Source organism: Denitromonas halophila, assembly GCF_007625155.1.
In the GTDB taxonomy this organism is placed as follows: Bacteria; Pseudomonadota; Gammaproteobacteria; order Burkholderiales; family Rhodocyclaceae; genus Nitrogeniibacter; species Nitrogeniibacter halophilus.
Genome location: NZ_VMNK01000002.1, coordinates 179069 through 193954 on the forward strand (window position 1 = coordinate 179069; position 14886 = coordinate 193954).

At 62.8% G+C, this 14886-nt stretch carries 9 protein-coding genes; 7 read left to right on the top strand and 2 right to left on the bottom strand.

Going from position 1 to position 14886, the window contains the following annotated elements; translation table 11 throughout:
• Window positions 1-24: 24 nt before the first annotated feature.
• Window positions 25-945, bottom strand: coding sequence for a branched-chain amino acid transaminase (locus FHP91_RS01680; protein ID WP_144307959.1), 921 nt, complete (start codon window positions 943-945; stop codon window positions 25-27).
• A gap of 330 nt (window positions 946-1275) precedes the next feature.
• On the opposite strand from FHP91_RS01680, the gene glpK reads away from it, so the two are divergent.
• The 5 genes from glpK (at window position 1276) to FHP91_RS01705 (ending at window position 8467) form a co-directional block, all read left to right on the top strand.
• Entirely contained in the window at window positions 1276-2766 is a 1491-nt protein-coding gene (gene glpK, locus FHP91_RS01685) for a glycerol kinase GlpK (protein ID WP_144307960.1), read from the top strand.
• On the top strand, window positions 2756-4279 hold the full coding sequence (locus tag FHP91_RS01690) for a glycerol-3-phosphate dehydrogenase/oxidase (RefSeq protein ID WP_144307961.1): 1524 nt from the start codon (window positions 2756-2758) through the stop codon (window positions 4277-4279). The genes glpK and FHP91_RS01690 overlap by 11 nt, the downstream gene beginning before the upstream one ends.
• 214 nt (window positions 4280-4493) lie before the next feature.
• Window positions 4494-5030 carry a PAS domain-containing protein gene (locus tag FHP91_RS01695; RefSeq protein WP_144307962.1) on the top strand — a complete coding sequence of 179 codons (537 nt, stop codon included), beginning with the start codon at window positions 4494-4496 and terminating at the stop codon, window positions 5028-5030.
• 11 nt (window positions 5031-5041) lie between these two features.
• Window positions 5042-6550 (top strand): methyl-accepting chemotaxis protein, encoded by a 1509-nt coding sequence (locus FHP91_RS01700; protein ID WP_246116189.1) that lies wholly within the window; start codon window positions 5042-5044, stop codon window positions 6548-6550.
• A 180-nt stretch (window positions 6551-6730) separates the two neighbouring features.
• Window positions 6731-8467, top strand: coding sequence for an N-acyl-D-amino-acid deacylase family protein (locus tag FHP91_RS01705; protein ID WP_144307963.1), 1737 nt, complete (start codon window positions 6731-6733; stop codon window positions 8465-8467).
• 570 nt (window positions 8468-9037) lie between these two features.
• Here the strand turns inward: FHP91_RS01705 and FHP91_RS01715 are convergent.
• The gene (locus tag FHP91_RS01715) at window positions 9038-12928 is read right to left on the bottom strand and encodes a hypothetical protein (protein ID WP_144307964.1); all 3891 of its coding nucleotides are present in this window, start codon (window positions 12926-12928) and stop codon (window positions 9038-9040) included.
• A 426-nt stretch (window positions 12929-13354) separates the two neighbouring features.
• On the opposite strand from FHP91_RS01715, the gene FHP91_RS01720 reads away from it, so the two are divergent.
• Window positions 13355-14107 carry a nucleotidyltransferase gene (locus FHP91_RS01720; protein WP_144307965.1) on the top strand — a complete coding sequence of 251 codons (753 nt, stop codon included), beginning with the start codon at window positions 13355-13357 and terminating at the stop codon, window positions 14105-14107.
• 1 nt (window position 14108) lies between these two features.
• Window positions 14109-14867, top strand: a complete 759-nt coding sequence (locus tag FHP91_RS01725; protein WP_144307966.1) for a DUF6602 domain-containing protein — start codon at window positions 14109-14111, stop codon at window positions 14865-14867.
• Window positions 14868-14886 lie beyond the last annotated feature (19 nt).

The following is a 14886-nucleotide window of genomic DNA, read 5'->3' on the forward strand; positions in this document are numbered from 1 at the left end:
CCCGCGAGGCGATGCTACACCGCGTCAGCAGGGTGTCAGCCAGTGTGCGTGGGTCGTGTCTTCGCCACGCACCGTCGCGAAGAATCGGTGCTGCAAGTCCTGCGTGATCGGGCCGGGCTGGCCGCTGCCGACGCGACGGCGGTCGACTTCCACCACCGGCGTCACCTCGGCCGCCGTGCCGGTGAAGAACACCTCGTCGGCGACGTACAACTCGTCGCGGGTGATTCGGCGGGCGGCGATCTCCAGCCCGGCGTCCGCTGCCAGTGCGTGGATGGTGCGCCGGGTGATGCCGTCGAGGGCGGAGGTGATCTCGGGCTCGTAGAGTTTGCCGCGTTTGACCACAAACACGTTCTCGCCGGGCCCCTCGGCGACAAAGCCGTCGGTGTCGAGCAGGAGGGCTTCGTCGTAGCCTTCCTGCCGCGCCTCGCGACAGGCGAGGATGGAGTTGGTGTAAGTGGACACCGACTTGGCGCGGCACATCTGCACGTTCACGTGATGGCGGGCAAAACTGGCCACCTTGACGCGGATGCCCTTGTCCAGGCCGTCGGCGCCCAGATAGGCGCCCCAGGCCCAGGCGGCGATCATCACATGCACCTCGGTGCCGACCGGATCGACGCCGGCTTTTTCGGCGCCGAGATACACCAGCGGGCGGATGTAACCGCTTGCCAGATCGTTCTTGCCGATGGCGTCGATGCAGGCCTGGCGCAGCGTGGATGGATCGTAAGGCATGTCGAGGCCGAGAATCTTGGCCGAGTCAAACAGGCGCTCGATGTGTTCGTCCAGCCGAAAGATCGCCGGGCCGGTGGGCGTAGCGTAGGCGCGGATGCCCTCGAAGCAGCCCAGGCCGTAGTGCAGGGTGTGGGTCATGGCGTGCACTCTGGCGTCGCGCCAGGGCGTCCATTGCCCGTCCATCCAGATCCAGCCGTCGCGGTTTTCCATACTCATGATGTGCGTCCTCAAAATGCTTTGAATGAACCGGCAAAGCCTTGCCGGCAGGACGTCCGTTGTGCGGTGCGGTGGCCCGAGGGGGTGCCGGTGGCCGGGTGGGCGAGGGCAGGATCGGGCGGTGAGGCGATGGGCTCAGCTTGGGGCAGGGCGCGGCGAGGTTCAAACGAAAAGCATGGTGTTAAAGATGAATCACATTCATCTGTTGGGTGCGTTGTTGTTTCGCCGGATAGGCGAATCCGCTATCGTCGAAGTCATCGGCACATCTACCAGCCTGCGGTGCGGGCACACCCCCGGCGGGTGCGGCCGAGAACCCAAAGGGAATTGCTCATGGATTACATCCTTGCGCTTGATCAGGGCACGACCAGCTCCCGCGCGATGCTGTTCGACGCCAAGGCGCGGGTGTGTGCACTGGCGCAGCAGGAGTTTGCCCAGCATTTTCCGCGGCCGGGCTGGGTCGAGCATGACGCCAACGAAATCTGGCAGACGCAACTGGCCTGTGCGCGGCAGGCGCTGGCCGAGGCAGGCGTGGCGCCGGGGGCGGTGCGCGGGGTGGGCATCAGCAACCAGCGCGAGACCACCGTGCTGTGGGACCGCGCCAGCGGTGAGCCCGTGGCGCCGGCCATCGTCTGGCAAGACCGCCGCACCGCCGAAGCCTGCGACGCGTTGCGCGCTCAGGGCCATGCGCCGCTGATTCGCGCGCGCACCGGGTTGGAGCTGGACGCGTATTTTTCGGCCACCAAACTCGCCTGGCTACTCGACACCGTGTCGGGTGCGCGTGCACGCGCGGCGGCGGGCGAGCTGGCCTTTGGCACCATCGACAGTTGGCTGGTGTGGCGCCTCACCGATGGCGCCCGTCATGTGACCGATGCCAGCAACGCTGCCCGCACGATGCTGTTCGACATTCACCGCCAGCGGTGGGACGACGATCTGGTGGCGCTGTTCGACATCCCCCGTGCGGTGTTGCCAACGGTGGTGGCGTCCAGCGGTGTGCTGGGCGAGTGCGCGCCGGATGTGCTGGGCGCGACGATCCCGATCGCCGGCGTGGCGGGCGACCAGCAGGCGGCCACCTTTGGCCAAGCCTGTCTAGCGCCCGGCATGGCCAAGAACACGTATGGCACGGGCTGTTTCCTCACGCTCAACACCGGTCAGCAGCCGGTCGAATCGCAGCATCGCCTGCTCACCACCATCGGCTGGCAGCGGCCCGAGGGGACCGACTATCTGCTCGAAGGCGGTGTGTTCATGGCCGGCGCCGTGGTGCAGTGGCTGCGCGATGGGCTCGGCCTGATCCGCTCGGCGGGCGACATCGAAGCACTCGCCGCGCAGGTGAGCGATAGCGGTGAGGTGGTGATGGTGCCGGCCTTCGCCGGGCTCGGCGCGCCGCACTGGGACGCCTACGCGCGCGGCAGTCTGATGGGCATGACGCGTGGCACCACGGCGGCCCACATCGCCCGCGCCGCGTTGGAGGCGGTGGCGCTGCAAAATGTCGATCTGCTCACCGCCATGGCCGCCGATGGGGCGGAGGTCAAAGAGCTGCGCGTCGATGGCGGCATGACCCGCAATAACCTGCTCATGCAGTTGCAGGCCGACTTGCTCGGCGTGCCGGTGCTGCGCCCGCAGCAGACCGAAACCACGGCCCTGGGCGCGGCCTTTCTGGCCGGCCGGGCGGTCGGTGTGTGGCCGGACGACGCGGCTCTTGCCGCGCACTGGCAGCTTGACCGGGCGTTTGAGCCGAATGCCTCGGCTGACTGGCGCGAGGCCTTGATCGCGCGTTGGCACAAGGCTATCGAGCGCAACCGGGGCTGGGCCGATGGCGCCTGACGACATCAAGCTGGCGCCGCCCGCGCTGGCGCGACCGGCCTTGCTGGCGGCGGCGCAGGCCGTCGCGCAGTGGGACGTTATCATCATCGGCGGCGGCGCCACCGGCCTGGGCGCGGCGGTGGATGCCGCCAGCCGGGGCTATCGCACGCTGCTGCTGGAGGCGTACGACTTTGCCAAGGGCACCAGCTCGCGCTCGACCAAGCTGATCCACGGCGGGGTGCGCTACCTTGGCCAGGGCCGGATCGCGCTGGTGCGCGAGGCGCTGGTCGAGCGCGCGCGTTTGCTCAAGAATGCGCCGGCGCAGGTCACGCCGCTGCGCTTCGTGGTGCCGGTCTACCGCCGCTGGGACCAGTTCAAGCTGCGCGTCGGTCTCACCGCCTACGAATGGTTGGCCGGGCGCTACAGCCTGGGGCGGGTGCGCGGTTTGTCGGTGGCCCAGACCCGCGCGGCGCTGCCCAACGCCCGGCCCGAGGGGCTGCTCGGCGGGGTGGAATATTTCGATGGACAGTTTGACGATGCCGGCCTGGCCATCGCCCTGGCGCAGACCGTGTTCGACCACGGCGGCACGGCGCTCAACTATGCGCCGGTGACCGACCTGATCGAGACGGATGGGCGCATCACCGGCGTGCGCGGGCACGATGAAATCACCGGTCAGGCTTTGGAATTCATGGGCCGTGTGGTGATCAACGCCACCGGCGTGTGGGCCGACGACATCCGCCGCATGGCCATTCCCGATGCGCCGCCCATGCTCGCACCCAGCCAGGGCGTGCATGTGGTGGTCGATGCCGACTGGTTGCCCGGCGACACCGCGCTGCTGGTGCCCGAGACCGACGATGGCCGGGTGCTGTTCATGATCCCGTGGCAGGGCAAGGTCTTGCTCGGCACCACCGACACCCCGCGTGACGACATTCCGCTCGAACCGCAGGCGCAGGCCGCGGAGATCGACTTTATCCTCCGCACCGCCGCGCGCTATCTGCTACGCGCGCCCGGCCGTGCGGATATCAAGAGCGTGTTCGCCGGCCTGCGCCCGCTCATCGCCGCCGACCCCGACGCGCCGCGCAGCGAGCTGTCGCGCGAGCATGTGATCCGTGTCTCGCCGCAGGGGCTGATCACCATCGCAGGCGGCAAGTGGACGACGTATCGGCAGATGGCCGAAGAGGTGATCGACCGTGCGGCGCGTGAGGCCGGTTTGAGCGCACGCGTCTGCCGCACTGCCGATCTGCCGCTGCACGTCGACCTTGTGCTCGCGGCTGGCGAACGCCTGCATCCGCGTCTGGCGTTGACCGAAGCGCAGGTGCGCCACGCGGCGAGCGCGCAGTTTGCGCTGGCCGTCGAGGACGTGCTCGCCCGGCGCAGCCGCGCACTCTTTCTCGATGCCGACGCCGCATGCGCCGTCGCCCCCGAGGTGGCGCGCATCCTGGCCGATGAACTCGGCCGCGATGCCGACTGGCTGGGCGCGCAGATCTCGGATTTCACGGTGCTGGCTGCTGCGTATCACGCTGCGCCGGATTGATGTCGAAATGCTGAGCCGGCGCCATTCGCCGGCATTCTTGCGCGACATCAAGAATTTCGAAATTTAAGTCGCCACCCTCTTAAGAGACGGGCTGTCCGGAACGATAATCCCCCTGCAACCGGGGATTCGATGCGTGCCTGCGCGGATCCGCATTCGTGTTCGACGGGCGGTGTCGCTCGCCGTCATGCCGAGCCAGGCAAAACAGGATCGTCATATGAAATCAGGCATCGTCCCGACGCAGCAGGAGGTTCGCTTCGAAAACCACGAGCTGATCGTTTCCAAGACCGACACCGCCGGTCGCCTCACCTATGCCAATCGCGTCTTCATGCGCGTGGCCAACTTCCCCGAAGGTGCGTTGCTGGGCAAACAGCACAACGTGATCCGGCATCCCGACATGCCGCGCGGCGCCTTCCGCCTGCTGTGGGACACGCTGGCGGAGGGGCGCGAGTGGTTTGGTTTCGTCAAGAACATGACCGCCGACGGTGGCTATTACTGGGTGTTCGCCAATGTGACGCCGGATCGCATGCAGGGTCGCGTCATCGGCTACTACTCGGTGCGTCGTCAGGCACCGAAGGGCGCGGTTGCGGAGATTGAGCCGATCTACCGGCAGATGTGCACGATCGAGGCCCAGGCGGGCAAGAAGAACGCGCCTGATGCGTCGATCGACTGGCTCGGTGCCCAGCTGGCCGAGCGCGGTGTGAGCTACGAGCAGTTCGTGCTCGATTGCTACAAGCGCCATCTGGCAGCATGAGGATGACCCACATGAACCACCAGCAGATTTTCGCCCGGACCAGCGGCCTGAGCCGTGGCAGTTTGTTCGCCTCGCAGCGCTTCGTGCTGATGTGCGCATTGTTCGTGGGCTCGGTTTGGGCGCTGGCCGTCTACGATGGGTGGCGCGACGGCCCGAGCCTCTTCAACACCATGCTGCCGCTGGGCGCCCTGGCCTATGCCACCTATGCCCTTCGCCACCACCGCCGCACGCTCGATGCGGTGGCGCGGCTCAACAGCGCCATCGTCGCGGCGCGCAAGGGCGACACCCACCACCGCATCACCCATGTCAAGGGGCTGGGCGAGATCGGGCATGTGGCCTGGAACTTCAACGACCTGATGGATGTGGTCGAAACCTATTTCAAGGACGTCTCCAATTGCTTCGAGCGCGCCGCGCGGCGCGACTTCACCCGACCGGCGCTGTCGATGGGCATGCCGGGTGATTTCGGCAAGTCGGAAGACGAGATCAACCTGGCGCTCGACGCCATGCAGAAGGCCGACACCTTCTCGCAGCGCAACCGCCTGTCGGCCGGCCTGCACGAGATGAACACCGGATCGCTGTTCGCCAATCTCAAGGTCAATCAACAGGATCTGACCGAGGTGACCGATGTGATGACCAACGTGCTGTCCATCGCCGAACGCAACCGCGCTGGCGCGCGCACCAGCCGCGATACCGTCGAGGTGCTGCGCCAGACCATGGACTCGGTCAACGCGCGGATGCAGCGCTTGGGCGAGGCGGCCGGCGAGCTGGGCACCTCGAGCCAGGAGATCCACAAGACGGTGCGGATCATCGCCGAGATCACCGAGCAGACCAACCTGCTGGCGCTCAATGCGGCCATCGAGGCGGCGCGTGCCGGCGAGGTGGGGCGGGGCTTCGCCGTGGTGGCCGACGAGGTGCGCAAGCTGGCCGAACGCACCCGGCAGGCCACGCAGGAGATCGGCGGCGTGGTGGATGGGCTGGGCGCCTGCGTCGACGAGATGGTCGGCCAGACCGGCGAGATGACCGGGCAGACCGCCGAGGTGACCGAGCGCGTCAGCGACTTTGCCAATGAATTCGCCGGTGTGGCCCACTCGGCCGAGGAGACCATCACCTGGCTGAGCGCCGCGCGCGAGCAGATCTTCGGCACGCTGGTCAAGCTCGATCATGTCATCTTCATGCAAAACGGCTATGTGGCGGTCGAGCGCGGCGGCGACAACGATGAAGCGCGCATCGTCGCGGTGGGGCCGACCGAGTGCCGTCTCGGGCATTGGTATTACGAAGGCTCAGGGCGCGAAATGTTCGCGCATCTGCCGGCCTATCGCAGTCTCGAGCAGCCGCACAAGACCGTGCACCGCAGCGTGCAGCGCGCGATTGAGGCGTCGCGCGAAGACTGGCTGCGCGACGAGGTGGCTTTCGACCGCATCCTGGACGAAATGCGCGCCGCTGAGCATGCCAGCCGCGACGTGATCCGCCTGATCGGCGAGATGGTGGCCCAGAAGCAAGTGGCCGCAACGCGTCAATAGGCAGCCGCCGATCCCGGGATGCGTGGCCGCGAATGCCACGCATCCGGCGCTTCTGGACAAGCGGCCAACGTCTGCCTAGGCTGAATCCTGATCCCTTGCATGCCATCGATTGCCGGGCCATTGTTAGCCTCCGGCGCCTTGTGCTCCGCGCCGAGCGGCGTGCGCTCTGGAGGTGCGATCATGGATGCCGAATACGATCTGTTGATTCGTGATGGGTGGGTGGTCAACGGCCGCGGCGGCGAGCCCGTCCAGGCCGACGTGGCGGTGAGCGGCGGGCGCATCCGCGCCGTTGGTAAGCTCACCGGTGCGGCGCGCGAGGTCATCGACGCCACCGACCATATCGTGGTGCCGGGCTTCGTCGACATCCACACCCACTACGACGGTCAGGTGAGCTGGGAGAACCGGCTGGTGCCCTCGTCCTCGCATGGTGTGACCACGGCGGTGATGGGCAACTGTGGCGTCGGCTTCGCGCCGTGCCGGCCCGAGCAGCACGAGCTGCTGATCCAGCTGATGGAAGGGGTCGAAGACATCCCGCATCCGGTGCTGGTCGACGGTCTGCCCTGGGCCTGGGAGAGCTATCCCGACTACCTCGATTTCCTCGCCGCGCGGCAGTACGACATGGACATCTGCGGTTACGTGCCGCATGCCCCGGTGCGGGTGTACGCCATGGGCCAGCGCGGCGCCGACCGCGAGCCGGCCACGGCGGACGACCTGGCGGCGATGGCGCGCCTCGTGGCCGAGGCGGTGCGCGCCGGGGCGATGGGCTTTTCCACCTCGCGCACCTTCTTCCACCGCTCCAGCGACGGGCGCTCCACGCCCAGCTTCGAGGCCGCCGAGGCCGAACTGATGGCGCTCGGCGGCGCGCTGCGCCAGGAAGGGCGTGGCGCGATGCAGCTGATCACCGATTTCGATGCGCCGGAGGCGACGCTCGATTTGCTGCTACGCCTGGTCAAAGCCGCCGGCCGGCCCTTGTCGGTGTCGTTGCTCGAAGGCACCTACGGGCCGATGACCCTCGACTGGCGCACGGTGCTCGACCGCTTCGCGGCGGCCGGCGCCCAGGGCCTGCCGATCAAGGCCCAGGTGCTGAGCCGGGCCATCGGCGTGATGCTCGGCCACGAGCTGACGCTCAACACCTTCTACACCTGCGACTCCTACAAACCGCTTGCTGCGCTGCCCTTCGAGGAACGCATCCGTGCGCTGCGCCAGCCCGAGATGCGCGCGCGCCTCCTCGCCGAAGCGGCCGATCCCGATCCAACCATCGTGCTCGGGCGGCTGGCGCGCGAGTTCGACCACATGTTCCTGCTCGGCGACCCGCCCGACTACGAGCAACCGTTCGAGAACAGCATCGCCGCGCGCGCTGCGCGGCTCGGCGTGAGCCCCGAGGCGCTGGTCTACGACCTGATGCTCGAGCGCGACGGGCGCAACAACCTGTATGTGACCCTGTGCAACTACGAGCACGGCTCGCTCGAATCCTCGCGCGAGATGATGCAGCACCCCGGCGCCGTGCTCGGCCTCGGCGACGGTGGCGCGCACTGCGGCACCATTTGTGATGGCAGTTACCCCACCTTCATGCTGACGCACTGGGTGCGCGACCGGCAGCGCGGCGCGCGGCTGCCCTTGCAGGACGTGATCAAGTGGCTCAGCCACGACACCGCGCAGGCGGTCGGTCTGTGCGATCGGGGCGTGCTTGCCCCCGGCTACAAGGCCGACATCAACGTCATCCACCCGGAGCGCCTGACCCTGCACGCGCCTGAAGTCGCCCACGACCTGCCCGGCGGCGGGCGGCGCCTGGTACAGCGCGCCGACGGCTATGCCGCCACTGTGGTTAGCGGCGCCGTGGTGTATCGCGACGGGCAGCCCACCGGTGCGCTGCCGGGCCGGCTGGTGCGCGGCGCGCAGGCGGCACCAGTGCACTGATGCCGTTCGGCCGGTTTGCCGAAACGGGCTAGCGGCCTGCGCGGCGGCGTTTCTATAGTTGGTGCATGGAAAATGTTGTGTTCCGCGCCGGCGCTCAAGCCCGGCCATCCGGAAGCGTCGCCCGTCATCCTGAGCGGCAATTGCATCAACTGGGGGCGGTGTATTGATGTGTGCGACGAGGATGTGTTTGCGTTCGGTCTGCGCGGCTCGCGTCGGATGCCCTCAGAACCAGCAGCAGGGCAGGTCGTGGGGATTCACAGGCTGTCGGCTACCGAGCGGGTCGGCGTCCGACAGAAAAGCTGAGTCGGCATGGCGCCCGCCAACGGGACCCTCCTGCACGGATCGCTGCGCTTGTCGCTCGACAAGTCGGTCACCTTGATTCGCTTGGTGTTTCGGTGCAGCTCCTGGCTGGTCTCGGCCAACTGCTGCCGCTCGCCAATTCGGCAGAGCTGTCACTCCAGCGGCCGCTCCGCTCGGGAACCTGCCCGAGGCACTACGGAAGCGACTCGGCCTTTGCCGACAGTTGATACTCAGGGTACGAACGGCCGCTGATAATTTGACTGCTGCCGGTTACACCCCGTCGCTATCGAGACTAGCCTCTTCGGAGGCGGCAAGTTCAATCAGAGAAATTCGTGCCGCCAGAACTTCTAGCGTCAAGTCGTTCAGCGAGCCACCCACGGTGCCTTCCATCAGCTCGGCCGCCAAAGTATGGCTGTCAGCGCCGCTGAATTCAGCGTCAACGCGTTCAAACAATTGAGCCAACTGGCTCGCGGCTTGAGCGAGCACTTCGTTAGGTTCATCGTTTAGCTGCGCACTGAAAGTTTGGAAACCGAGGCTAGCCCGCTCGGCTACTAAGTCGAAGTACCCTCGCTCACTAGCGTTAAGTTCGCGGCCGCAATGAGCGACTACTGTCGACATCGTTACGATTGCGTCGAGCGTCCTATCGAAATTTCTAAGCCCGTCGTCGTCGATTGGAGGATACGGAAGACTGGCGGCCCATTCGTCCGCGAAATCGGGGTATGGATGCAGCGATTGGAGGAAGGACATGCCCATGGGGGCGATACGATCTCCTAGTACTGCTCCGTATGCAATTCTGTGAAAGCCTTCCAGGCTAGTTGCAGCCGATGCAAAAGAATCGCCAGTCGCCATCCAATCTACGAGCGTTTCTACCCTGAGTAGAACGGCAAACTCGACACAAGGCCACTCGTATCCACCGTCTTCTGGCAAGCGCCGCGAAAACACCTCAACATCTAATCCAATCGCGCCCATCGCTTGTCGAATGGTATTTCGGCGAATTTCTACAGCGTTTTCCGCCCTGCGGCATGCTTCTTCCGCAGCACGGTGCAAGATCGCGTGGTGTCGGCTAGTCGATCTAAATCGTGCGGCTAGGCGGCGACGACGCGTCGAATCGGCCACCACATCTCCAAGCACCGCGCGCAAATTTCTGAGAACCGCGCGAGTTCGGGTTATCGCCTCGATGGGAGGCTCGCTGGTCATACGCCACAGTTCAGGGAGAAGCAGCGAATCCGCGTCATTGATGAGGCCTGCAGTTCGTACTACAAGAAGATCAGGCCTCTTCACGTCATCTTCTGTCAGGTCAGCTATTAGCTGCTGCAATCCCATGACGAAGTCGTACGGTTTGTCGGAGTTTTTGAGTTTGCCCTTGTCAAGAGGCCCCGAGACAACTTCGTCCGCAGTCGGTGGTTGAACGAAGTCAGTAAGCAGGCCACGCACCTTGAGGGATAGTTTCCATTTCGGTCCCGGAGCCTCCATGCGGCAGAAATAGTCGCCCGCCTCACGAAGGCGACTTTCGAGCTCCACAATTGCGTTTGCGAGAGAGGTAGTTCGTCCCGTTTCTACAGGGGCTGCTACAAGGCGTTGAATTGCGCGGATTTGCGCTCGGTTCCACGCAACGCGTGCGGGGGCGGGCAGCGCCGAGCGGCTAAGGTGTTTCGAATGGAGCGCTTCTCCACCGAGCCCGAAAGAGCTCCCATCCGCCGTGAGAACATCAGAGACGAGAAGCTCGGCCTCTGGCACAACGGCCGCCATTGCCTCGCAAAGGCGTACAACCTCGTCGTTGAGGTCAGGCTGAATTTCCGGGTGGATGAAGCGGACGTAGCTGCTGACGCAGCACAAGCCATCTTTCGATGCGAGGGCGGGGCGCGTAACCCAGTCCATCTCCTGGAACATGCGTTCGAGAAGCGCCTCCGTCCCCCCTAGCAATTCCACCAGTTTTCGGGCCGCCTCCACTCCCGTTTCCCGCACAGTTGTCAAGAAGGTAATCAGCTCTTTAATAGGCGCTTCGGCCAAATCATCCGGCTTTGGTAGAGGGCGAATCGTCGGCCGTGACTTGCAACCTGCTATCGGCAAGAGAGCGGCTGCCAACTCATTCGCTCCGTCTAGATCTAACTCAGGCTTTTGGACGCTATCTGCCATTCGGTCGATGAGTGACTTCCGAAGATCAGTCACGTCCACATCGGCAAATTCTCTCCGAGCCTTTGACACGACCTCAAACCCTTTGATGCCAGTAAATTCTCGGTTGCCAAGGGCAAGCATGAACATGAAACTGCTCAAACGATCGTCAATGCCTGCTGCGCGTGAGATCTCAAGCCACTTGTCAGCAACTCGATCTGCTGTGGCAAGGCCCAGCCCGTGAAAGATGGAAGTCCAGCACGCAGTTTCATGTGGCTTCAAACGTAAAGCTAGGCCTTCAATAAGTGCATTCTCTTCAGTGGGCCACTTCTGCAATACCCGCACGATAAAGCCTGCAAAAGCATCTGGCACTAGCGCCTCGACTGCGGCTAAAAGTGCTGTTCGTCTTGGCTCCATCAGGAATTCCTGGATGGCCTCATCAAGATACGTGGAACGGATTTCGTGCAGCCCCGTGAGGGCTCCGTCGGGTCTTAATCGCACCGCATGTTCATCTACCAATCGCTGAAGTGCTTTAGCGAACCTCGTCTCGTCGAGGCGGCTCTGAAACCGGAGAAGAATCGGATCCACGGCCGCAGCCTGGGCGGACGCAAACGAAACCGTTCGAAGGAGTATCAACTCGTCACCCCGGTTCTCGACAAGACGCCTACGAACCTGCTCTCGAATAGTCTCTTCGAGACGTTTTCCTGCTGAGAGCAGATGTGTGAACTCGAGAAGGAGACCGTGACTGAGCTCAAATGGCTCTCGCCAGTGGCTGAATGCTACTGAGCCTGACTCTTGCAAGGCCGACCAGATACGAAAAGCAAGTTCTTCATCCAGAGCAGGTCGAACCGTAGGCGTACGGGTGGCAGTTGCGAGAAGGAATATGTCTTCTTCTCGAACTGTACCGATGGCGAGGATGCTGTCTTCGGCCTCGATTTCTCGCACGAGAGCATCCCACCCGGCAGTCTCTTGCCGCCCGACGTCGTCGATCACGAATCCGACTGGCCGCTGCGGCCTTGCTTCCAGTAGCCGTGCCAGTTGTAGCAGCCGCGCGACGCCCGAGGGCGGAAGCTCACGGACGCGATACCACCTTACGGCATGACGGGTACGATGCGCCGCCAGCCACGCAAGCCCAGATTTGCCAGCGCCAGACGGTCCGGCAACCAAGGTGAACCGCTTGGCTTCAAGTCCGGCAAGTACGTCAGTCATTAGATTTGGCCGATTGAATACTAAGCCCGCTCCTACGTGCCCGGGCACGACATTGACGCCTCGGTAGAAACCTTCGGTCGGCACTGCCGCGCCAAAATCTGCCAATTCAGCAAGGCCGGCCGTCAGTTCGACATATCCAAGTGGGTCGATGACGCTTGTAACCCTGTCGATACGCATCTGCACATCGGTTTGGTCCAGCGTTACAGGGGCTGTAGCCGACGCAGTGTAGTTCGCGTCTGCAATACTCCCGGCTTGCTCTCGAAGTTGTTGGAATGCCAACCTTGCAGCTGCAGGTGGCAATCGCGAAGTACGCAGGGCTGAGCAACCACGCTCGATCGGCTCGGCTTCGACAATCAAGTGCGCGCGCGCCAGAAACGCTTCCGTCGAAACAGTGCTGTTCTCACCAATCAACACCGAAAGATAGTGCGTAAGCTCATTCAACGACTGTCCACTATCTGAAAGAGAAGTGGACCAGCCGGTAGGTAGCAGTCCCTCGACGGGTCTCTCCAGAACTAGAGCAAGTTTAAACCGCGAGTCTTCATCCCAGCCGTAGGGCAGGTTCTCCGCGCTCTTTGCTAAGTATTTGGCTGCTTCAGCTTGGGTAAAGGTACCTTGAGGATCATGCCTGGATTTAATTTGAACCCGGAGTTCGAAATCTGCACCGTGCAATGTAACGTCATCTAAGCCCTCCGGAACAACGACTTTCCAGCTGGCTTCCCCGTTCCAAGTCAGCGTGGCAAGCCACGCCGTGACCGCATCTTGGTATCGAAATCCGCGGCCCGCACGTGCGCCAGCTCTGGTTCGTTTCCATAGCTCTGGGTCGATCAATACCATTTGCATCGAGCATTCCCGCTTACTATCGGCTGGTGTCGTTACGGCTCGAATGCCCACGAATCGCGCTAGCGTAAAAACCACTAATCATACAGAGCAATCGCCCAGAGGAGCAAAGCTCCCATGAGAAACGGATAACAGTCAATAGCTAGTATGCAACACGCTTTCGCCAGATTCGGTGCGGAAATTGAACGGCCGGCGTGGCCGAACTCGCGACGCTGGGCTCCGATCTGCGTCCGATGACCGCTTTTCGGATGACTCATACCGGAACAATCGGCGACGAGTAGCCAAGGCGGAGAGTCACAGCGGCGGCACATCATCCGGCCGCTAATGCACATTGTAATCATGCTATCTGGGCCCTCAAGAGCTACTGTGCCATGATGTACGCATCTGAACAGGTCAGAATGTGCGTCACAACCAAACTACGGAGGCGATGTGTCGGCAGAGGAATACCTGCGCGGTCTGCTTCGGAAGTACGCCGTCAATACAAAGGGGGCTGAGGCGGCCGGGAACAAAATCTATCCAGTGCTCGAAAAGTGGAGTAATGGTTTCCTGAACAAGGCCGAATTCTCAGGTTCGCTTGCGAAGGGCACCGGCATCTCGCTCTCAACTGATGCCGACATTTTCTTGTCGTTAAGTTCGACAACTCCGGGCACTCTCTCGGATATGTATGAGACGCTCAGCAAGGCTGTGTCGATCGCTGGTTATCCGGTTCGGAAGCAAGACGTCTCAGTGGGAACGACTGTCGATGGCTACTCGATTGACCTAGTGCCAGGTCGGCGTCAGTCTCAGTACGGCAACGAACACAGCCTTTACCGAAACCGAACTGGTAGTTGGACGAAGACAGACGTCCAGACGCACATCACACTCGTTTCCGGAAGCGGGCGAACTGAAGAGATTCGGATACTCAAGATTTGGCGAACTCTTCGCAACCTGCGCTTCCCTTCGTTTTACCTTGAGCTCGCGGTCCTAGCCGCGTTGCGCTACGCGCGCCAAGGCGACATCGCCGCAAACGTTTGGCGGACGCTTCAGTATCTTCACGACAACATCAAGACCGCCCGATTCATCGACCCTGCGAACACGAACAACGTAGTATCAGACGATTGCTCGGCATCGGAAAAGGCGGCGATTTGTTTGCAAGCCGGCGCCTCTATCGGGAAAAAGACGTGGGACGAGATTGTCTGGTGACATGAACAAAGCCAAGAAAGCATCAGCCATTGATGGCAAGCATTTCCTTCGTGAAGCCTTCGCCGCAGAGCAAGAAGTCCTTCGCCTAAAATTGGAACTGTCGAGCAAGTCAATTACTCACAACGGTGTGATGGGTGAGGTGAACGAACATCATTTCATCGAAGTTCTGCGGAAGTACCTGCCGAATCGATACGCCGTTGCTCAAGGCATTGTTGTTGACTCAAACGGCGCAACAAGCGATCAGATTGACATCATCATCTTTGATCCGCAGTACACCCCGACGCTCCTAGATCAGCAGTCACACAGGTTTGTCCCCGCCGAGGCCGTCTACGGGGTTCTTGAAGCCAAGCCGACAATTAGCAAACAGTATCTGGAATATGCGGCCGACAAAGCTGCATCTGTTCGTCGACTGGAACGAACAAGCGTTCCAATCAGACATGCGGGCGGCGAATTTCCGCCGAAGACCCTGTTTCCAATTCTTGCTGGAATAGTCGCCCCCTGCGTCGACTGGGCAGATGGATGCAAGAGTTCGAGCTTCGCTGAAGTGATTGGCAGTCTTACGGACGAGCGAAGCCTAGATTGCGGCATTGCGCTCTCCGATCGTGCGTTTCAAGTCTCCAACGGGTCGATCGCTCTGAGCGATTGCCACGGATCTCTCGCCGTCTTCCTCTTCGGACTATTGGATCGCTTGCAGAACCTCGGTACCGTGCCGGCAGTTGACTGGAACAGGTACGGCTCCGTGTTCAGCGGTGACCTTTGACTTGGACGTTGAGCATCAG

Bases quoted from the DNA above. Each gene is read 5' to 3' on its own strand.
- FHP91_RS01705 (WP_144307963.1), top strand. From the start codon at position 6,731: ATGGATGCCGAATACGATCTGTTGATTCGTGATGGGTGGGTGGTCAAC.
- glpK (WP_144307960.1), top strand. From the start codon at position 1,276: ATGGATTACATCCTTGCGCTTGATCAGGGCACGACCAGCTCCCGCGCG.
- FHP91_RS01725 (WP_144307966.1), top strand. From the start codon at position 14,109: ATGAACAAAGCCAAGAAAGCATCAGCCATTGATGGCAAGCATTTCCTT.
- FHP91_RS01695 (WP_144307962.1), top strand. From the start codon at position 4,494: ATGAAATCAGGCATCGTCCCGACGCAGCAGGAGGTTCGCTTCGAAAAC.
- FHP91_RS01715 (WP_144307964.1), bottom strand. From the start codon at position 12,928: ATGCAAATGGTATTGATCGACCCAGAGCTATGGAAACGAACCAGAGCT.
- FHP91_RS01700 (WP_246116189.1), top strand. From the start codon at position 5,042: ATGAACCACCAGCAGATTTTCGCCCGGACCAGCGGCCTGAGCCGTGGC.
- FHP91_RS01680 (WP_144307959.1), bottom strand. From the start codon at position 945: ATGAGTATGGAAAACCGCGACGGCTGGATCTGGATGGACGGGCAATGG.
- FHP91_RS01690 (WP_144307961.1), top strand. From the start codon at position 2,756: ATGGCGCCTGACGACATCAAGCTGGCGCCGCCCGCGCTGGCGCGACCG.